Source organism: Polaromonas sp. P1_G2, from assembly GCF_056405515.1.
Window position 1 is genome coordinate 1 of sequence record NZ_JBFUBY010000236.1, and the last position, 6,560, is coordinate 6,560.

At 63.1% G+C, this 6,560-nt stretch carries 11 protein-coding genes; 8 read left to right on the forward strand and 3 right to left on the reverse strand.

Translation table 11 applies throughout. The features are described from left to right. The 3 genes from AC1D0P_RS19710 to AC1D0P_RS19720 form a co-directional block, all read right to left on the reverse strand. On the reverse strand, positions 1-257 hold a 257-nt coding region (locus AC1D0P_RS19710; RefSeq protein ID WP_477678303.1), incomplete at its 3' end, for a chromate transporter. 145 nt (positions 258-402) lie between these two features. Further along, complete coding sequence (locus AC1D0P_RS19715) at positions 403-1,386, reverse strand: bifunctional helix-turn-helix transcriptional regulator/GNAT family N-acetyltransferase (protein ID WP_477678304.1); 984 nt, start codon at positions 1,384-1,386, stop codon at positions 403-405. Between the two features lie 80 nt (positions 1,387-1,466). Continuing rightward, the gene (locus AC1D0P_RS19720) at positions 1,467-1,826 is read right to left on the reverse strand and encodes a cupin domain-containing protein (RefSeq protein WP_477678305.1); all 360 of its coding nucleotides are present in this window, start codon (positions 1,824-1,826) and stop codon (positions 1,467-1,469) included. 73 nt (positions 1,827-1,899) lie between these two features. On the opposite strand from AC1D0P_RS19720, the gene AC1D0P_RS19725 reads away from it, so the two are divergent. The 8 genes from AC1D0P_RS19725 to AC1D0P_RS19760 all read left to right on the forward strand — a co-directional run. Further along, positions 1,900-2,769 (forward strand): AraC family transcriptional regulator, encoded by an 870-nt coding sequence (locus AC1D0P_RS19725; RefSeq protein WP_477678306.1) that lies wholly within the window; start codon positions 1,900-1,902, stop codon positions 2,767-2,769. Between the two features lie 39 nt (positions 2,770-2,808). Next, complete coding sequence (locus AC1D0P_RS19730; protein WP_477678307.1) at positions 2,809-3,036, forward strand: hypothetical protein; 228 nt, start codon at positions 2,809-2,811, stop codon at positions 3,034-3,036. Positions 3,037-3,160: 124 nt separating this feature from the next. Next, a complete protein-coding gene (locus AC1D0P_RS19735; RefSeq protein ID WP_477678308.1) occupies positions 3,161-3,625 on the forward strand; it encodes a hypothetical protein in 465 nt (154 codons plus the stop codon). 67 nt (positions 3,626-3,692) lie between these two features. Further along, complete coding sequence (locus tag AC1D0P_RS19740; RefSeq protein WP_477678309.1) at positions 3,693-4,070, forward strand: hypothetical protein; 378 nt, start codon at positions 3,693-3,695, stop codon at positions 4,068-4,070. A gap of 98 nt (positions 4,071-4,168) precedes the next feature. After that, a complete protein-coding gene (locus AC1D0P_RS19745) occupies positions 4,169-4,549 on the forward strand; it encodes a RidA family protein (RefSeq protein WP_477678310.1) in 381 nt (126 codons plus the stop codon). A 34-nt stretch (positions 4,550-4,583) separates the two neighbouring features. Further along, positions 4,584-4,859 carry a hypothetical protein gene (locus AC1D0P_RS19750; protein WP_477678311.1) on the forward strand — a complete coding sequence of 92 codons (276 nt, stop codon included), beginning with the start codon at positions 4,584-4,586 and terminating at the stop codon, positions 4,857-4,859. Between the two features lie 118 nt (positions 4,860-4,977). After that, positions 4,978-5,385 (forward strand): GNAT family N-acetyltransferase, encoded by a 408-nt coding sequence (locus AC1D0P_RS19755; RefSeq protein ID WP_477678312.1) that lies wholly within the window; start codon positions 4,978-4,980, stop codon positions 5,383-5,385. Between the two features lie 268 nt (positions 5,386-5,653). Continuing rightward, a partial coding sequence (locus AC1D0P_RS19760; protein ID WP_477678313.1) for a PAS domain S-box protein occupies positions 5,654-6,560 on the forward strand: 907 nt, incomplete at its 3' end.

Here is a 6,560-nt window from a genome sequence, read left to right on the forward strand (position 1 = left end):
ATCGCGCCCTTGAGGCCGAAGTAGCGCCCGCCCACCATCAAGGAAAGGTTCACCACATTGGGGCCCGGCATGATTTGCGCCACCGCCCAGTCTTCGATGAACTCCTCACGCGTCATCCAGCGTTTTTTTTCGACCAGCTCACGCTGCACGACGGCGAGGACGCCGCCGAAACCCTGCAGGGCCAGCAGGGTGAATGAAACAAAGAGGTCGGTGAGGRATTTGGGTTGCGGGCGCTCTTCCGCGGGCAGGGGGCTCATGCGCCCATTATCGCCGCGCGCACCGCATGCCCCGGCCGGCCCGCGAGAAGCCGAGGTGCTTCATCCGCTATTAAAACAATAGCTCGCTCTTCGTTATTCACGAGGGCTAACGCTCAAAGCCTTGGAAACTTCCGGCCCTGTACGCCTAAAGCTTTAGCGCCCAGGTTTCGCCAACCAATTCATGACCAAAACCCTGATACGGCTCACTCTTGACCAGTTCAAAGCCGCGCCTGGCGTAAATCGCGCGCGCCGCCGTCAGGCAGCTGTTGGTCCAGAGCACCATTTTTTTGTAGCCCTTGGCGCGCGCGAACGCGATGCATTCGTCCGACAGGCGCCCGCCAAGACCCAGTCCGCGCGCCCCAGGCGTGAGGATCAGCATGCGCAACTGCGCCACCGTGGCCGACTTGCGCACCACGAACACCGCGCCCACGCGCTCGCCGTCCAGTTCGGCGATCCAGCATTTCTCGCAGTCGGGCCGGTGGTGCTTAAGGTACTTGCCCGCGATGTCGGCCACCAGCGCCTCGAACTCGCTGTTCCAGCCGTATTCGCGCGCGTAGATCTCGCCGTGCTGCTGCACCACCCAGCCCATGTCGCCCGGCTGCGGGTCGCGCAAGACGACGGTGCGCGTCGCCGCGGCCTCGTCGGGCCCGGCCMGCAGGCGCTGCACCGTGGTCATCGCGCCCACCACCTTGTGCTGGTCTTGCGGTGGCAGCGCCGCGAGCAGGGCGGCCGCCTCGTCGCGCGACTGCTGCTGCAGCGGTGCGAACGCCGAGTGACCGGCCTCCGTCAGCTTGAGCAGGCTCTGCCGCGCGTCGGCCGGCGAAGGCACGCGCGCCAGCCAGCCCTTGCCTTCAAAGCGCCGCAGGATACGGCTCAGGTAGCCGGCGTCCAGCGACAGGTCGCGCCTCAGCTCGGTGGCCGTCGGCTGGTCGCGGTGGGCAAGTTCGTAGAGCACCCGCACCTCCGTCAGCGAGAACTCGCTGCCCAGGTAAGGGTCGAGCACGCCGATGCGCTGGGTGTAGAAGCGGTTGAAACCGCGGATCGCCTTGATGTGGGCGGTGCTGGCGGCTGGCGCGGAAGGCGCCGGAATGAGGGGAGTGGGGAGGGTAGGGGAGTTTGACGAGGCCATGCGGCTATCGTCAAGCAATTAATTGACAAAGTCAAGTAATTGGGGTTTCTACCCTCCGACGGGGTAGCGCCAATCCGGCCTCAGATCACCCGCCGCGGCGCCGCCGTCGCCGCATCACCGCTGTTGGGCGCGCCGGTCGGTTCTATCAGCAGCAAGTGCGCTTCCTCTACCGCGCGCGGCCGGTGCCGCACGCCGCGCGGCACCACATGGAGCTGGCCGGGCTTGAGCATCACGGTGGGCCGGCCCTCGATATCGATGTGCAGCTCACCCTTGAGCACCAGGAAGAAGTCGTCGCTGTCGGGGTGCGAATGCCAGCTGWACTCACCCTGGACCTTGACCACCATCACGTCGTGGCCGTTGAACTCGCTCACGGTGCGCGGCTGCCAGTGGCCTTCAAAACTCGCGAGCTTGGCCTGCAGGTCTATGGCGTCTGTTTTCATGAAAATTCCTCTTGCGTGTATGAAAGAAGAGAGTCTGCTTGTCCGTGCCCGCCGCGTCTTGTACGATTGTTTCATGCACCATGCCCAGGAAACCACCGCCAAAGACTGGGCAAACTTTCGCCCGGGCGCCCTGGCCGGCGTGACGCAGATGAAGGCCCACTTCACCGAGCACAGCTTTGAGCGCCACAGCCACGAAACCTATTCCATAGGCGTCACCGCCTCCGGCGTGCAGACTTTTCATTGCGGCGGCACGCTGCACGCCAGCCTGCGCGGCGACGTCATCCTCTTCAACCCCGACGAGCCACACGACGGCCAGCGCGGCACGCAGGAGGGTTTCGGCTACAGCATGCTGTACGTGGCGCCCCAGGTGGTCGACGAATGCCGCGACAAGGAGGCAGGCGTCGACATGGCCGCCTACTTTCGCCAGCCCGTGGTGCGCGACGCGGCCATGGGCCGCGCGCTGGCGCAGGCCATAGGCGCGGCCGGGCAGGCCCAGGAGTCGCTGCGCGCCGAGGAGCTCACGCGTGATGTGCTGGTGCGGCTGCTGCAACGCTACGGTGAACGGCGCAGCGCGGGCGACGACACCAAGGCCGCCGGCGCCGCCCGCATGGCCCGCATCCGCGACTACCTGCGCAGCCACTACGGCGAGGACATCACCGTCGAAGCCCTCGCACGCGAGGCCGGCCTCTCGCGCGTGCACCTGACCCGCGCCTTCGCCCGGCAGTTCGGCGTGCCGCCGCATATCTATCTCAACGCCGTGCGCCTGGAACGCGCCCAGTCCGCCATGCTGGCCGGGCAGGGCCTGGCCGAGGTCGCAGCCGCCTGCGGCTTCGCCGACCAGAGCCATTTCAGCCGGCGCTTCAAGGGCAGTGTGGGTCTGGCGCCAGGGGCCTGGTTGCGGCAGATGAAGTCTGCAGGGGGACTTTCCGGTGACAGCGCATAAAGCGAGCAAAAGCGAAAATATCGGTACAGTCATCTACCCATGACGGCAAGAAAACGTCTCCTTATTGCATTTGCCGGCTGGATACTGCTCGGCCTGGCCGTCATCGCCTATAAGGGACCGCATGCAAGGGGAAGCGCGCTCTTCGTGGTGTGGTCCCTGTATGCGGTCTTCGCAGGAGTCTGGGTTGTCATGCCGCTGCTGAAAATAGTCGATGCCGCCATGCGCAAAGAAAAAGCACGCGAGTCAAGCCGTCCGGATCAAAGCTAGCGGCCAGGGCTGCCTGTCCTGATTCCCTGGTTCATTGTGAGGAGGCCGTTTGCGGCCTGCGACCCTAGAATCGCGGCAGGAATTGCTCCCATTCATCAGAAAACGGTTCGAGAGGAGTTTGCCGATGCGTTCAGTTCTCTTCACGGCTACAGCGGCCGTGTTGCTCACGGCCTGCGCGAGCCCGCCCTCGCCGGAATTCATGGAGAAGGCCGCCGGCGAGCGAGTCTATGGCGTGGTGGTCTCGCTGTCGGACGTCCCTGACAGCGATATCCTGGCCAGCAGCGCATGTATGCGGCGCGATATCGTGTGTGCCATGTCCTTGCAGGCCAGGGAGAACCAGTACGCGGCGCTCGCCGTCTCCGGCCGCAATGTGGTGGGCAAGGTGCTGGTTCCGAGCGGCATGGGGTTCAGTCCCGGAGACATTCTGCAAGCCGAGGTTTCGCGCGACCCGGCGCGTCCTTCCAGGTTCACGGCCATGGGCGTGAGGTCGCACCAGCGCGGCCCCAACTGCGATTGGGTGGACGGCAGTGTTTCCGCGGGCAAGGGTGGTGTCGCCTGTTTTGGCTGGTCTTATAAGAGTTTGCTTTAACCGGTGTCGGTAAGGCTCCGTGCAGTCTGCTGGGCAGTCAATCAACTTCAAGGTGGCTTTCCCGCTCATGTACGACGCCAACTTTTTCTCAGCCGCGCTGTTTCTGCTTTCAGCGCTTGGAATTACGGCTTATGCCCTGTATGCAAGGCGTCATTCGGGGGAAAGCCGCATCGACGTGGCAATGCGGCAGTTTCAGGAAAGTGCCGTTCACTCGAATGATCCGAGATTTGCATTTGAAGGCCGGAGCGCGGTAGTCGTCCGTCAAGACGAAGACCACAGCAACGGTGAGAACACGACTTACGCCCTGACTGTTTATGCCAGGAATCAATACGGCGAGTACTTTGTTTTCAGGTCGGATGGAAAGAAGCCTTCCGTCAATTACCTCGAGCATCGCCTGGCGCGGATCATCTTGAAGCATGAATACCTTGACCCCCTCAAGATCTAGTCCATTGTGGGGAGGCAACCCGCAGGCCGGCCGCCTAGAATCGTTGCGGGACCTGGTCCCGTCCATCCCCTCAACATCCCGCTACACGGATGACAATCATGGCAAGAGACATCATTCGAACCTTCGACGCTCCAAGCCCGCCACCGACCCACAGCCAGGCGGTGCGGGCCGCAGGCCTTGTGTTCGTCTCGGGCACGGGGCCGCACGATCCCGCCACCGGGAAGATTGCGGGCGAGACCATCCAGGAGCAGACCCGGCAGTGCCTGCACAACGTGTCGGCGATCCTCAAGGCGGCGGGATCTTCCCTCGACAAGGTCGTGAGCGCCACCGTCATCATCCTGGAAGAGGCCGACTTCGCGGGCATGAATGAAGAGTGGCTCAAGTGGTTTCCGGTGAACCCACCCGCGCGGCAGGGCGCGAAGCTGCCGGTTCGGGTGCCAGGGCTCAAAGTGTCCATCGCGGTGATTGCCGAGGCCTGAGCGCTTCGCTCAAAAAAGCGCTGATCCCGCCCTCATGATTGACGCCTTCGCCGTCCTCTGCTGCTTTATCGGCGGCCTGTTCCTGGTGGGGGCCTGGAAGGTCCTGGTTTCCAGGCACGAGCCGGAAATCCGGACGCGACCCGTGCGTTGGGTCGACATACTCCTGGAACTTCTGACAGATGGCGGCTGGATCGAGATGACCGCTGTCGACCGGTTCACCGCAGTCCTTGTGCTGTTTGCCATTGGCATGTTCTTTCTCTGGGGCGGGCTGTATATCGGGCTGGCCTGGGGCGATGTTGTCGTGGTGTGATGCCGAAACGCATCGGGGCGCGAAGCTGCCTGTTCTGGAACGTTTGGGCTGAAAGTGTCTATTGCGGCGATGGCCGATGCTGGATAAAACGATCACGTCAAACTTCAGGCCCTTGACCATGACAAACATCACCGTTGAATACCGCCACAACTACCCGCTTGATCCCGTGGACGTCGTGCGCGTCTTCGAGCAATCAGGCATCAAGCGTCCCACGGCCGACCTTCCGAGGATTGCCCGCATGTTCTCCGCGCCCAGTCTGCTGCTGTCAGCATGGGTGGGCAATGAGCTGGTGGGCCTGAGCCGCTCGCTGACCGACCATGCCTATTGCTGCTACCTGTCGGACCTCGCCGTGGACAAAAAATACCAGGGCGCCGGCATCGGCAAGGAACTGATCCGGCGCACACAAGCCATCATCGGGGACCAGGTGTCCCTGATCCTGCTCTCGGCGCCCGATGCCATGTCTTACTATCCCGCGCTGGGGTTTGAGCAGGCCGGCAATGCCTTCGTCATACGACGAAAGCAATAAGACTTTCCGGTCGCTCGCCTGGCCGCATCGCCGCACGCTGCGAATGCGGCGTTCTCCTACACAATGTTACGAACGGCTTGGCTATATTGAAGTGGCGAGCCCTGTGAGGGGCGCGCATCACTCCTCTGGATTTACCAGTTTTGAGGCCCGGGCCGCCCGGGGTTTTTTTTGCCCTGGTCTCTTGGGGGGCCCGTATTTGTACGCAGCAGCAAGCCTTATTTTCATGCCGTGAACCTGCGCGGAGTGCCGAAGCAGGAGATTGACCGCTATGACCCTCACTACCGTTCTTCCCGTGGATTCAGTCAGCATCGAACGGTTCCGCCTGCTGGTCGATTCCGTGGTCGATTACGGGATTTTCATGCTCGATCCGGGCGGCCACGTGGTGTCATGGAATACCGGCGCGACCCGCATCAAGGGTTACGTCGCCGATGAGGTGATGGGGCGGCATTTCTCCATGTTTTACACGGACGAAGCCCGGGCCACCGGATGGCCCCAGCAGGAACTCAAACTCGCCAAACAGAACGGCCGCTTCGAGGATGAAGGCTGGAGGGTCCGCAAGGATGGCTCGCGTTTCTGGGCCAATGTGGTCATCACCTCGCTGACCGATCCGGACGGAAGCCATGCGGGCTTCGCCAAGGTGACCCGCGACCTCACCGAAAGGCGCAGGCACGAGCAGGCCCTGCGGGAAAGCGAAGAACGGCTGCGCCTGATGGTGGAGGGCGTGCAGGACTATGCCATCTACATGCTCGATCCCGAGGGCATCATCCAGAGCTGGAACACGGGTGCGCAAATCCTCAAAGGCTACAGCGCGGCCGAGGCTATAGGCCGCCACTTCAGCCTGTTTTACCGGCCCGAGGAACTGGCGCTCGGCATGCCCGAGAACGAGCTGCGGGCAGCGCTTGAAAAAGGCCGGGCGGAAGAAGAGGGCTGGCGGGTCCGCAAGGACGGTTCCCGCTTCTGGGCCAATGTCGTCATCACCGTCATCCGGGACGCCGAAGGGCAGTTGCGCGGCTTCGCCAAGATCACCCGCGACATGTCCGAGCGCCGGCGGCTGGAGGAACTGGAGCGTTCCAGCCGGCGCATGAATGAGTTCCTGGCCATGCTCGCGCATGAACTGCGCAACCCGCTGGCGCCCATTCGTAACGCGGTCACCGTCCTGCAGCTCGAGCCCTCGC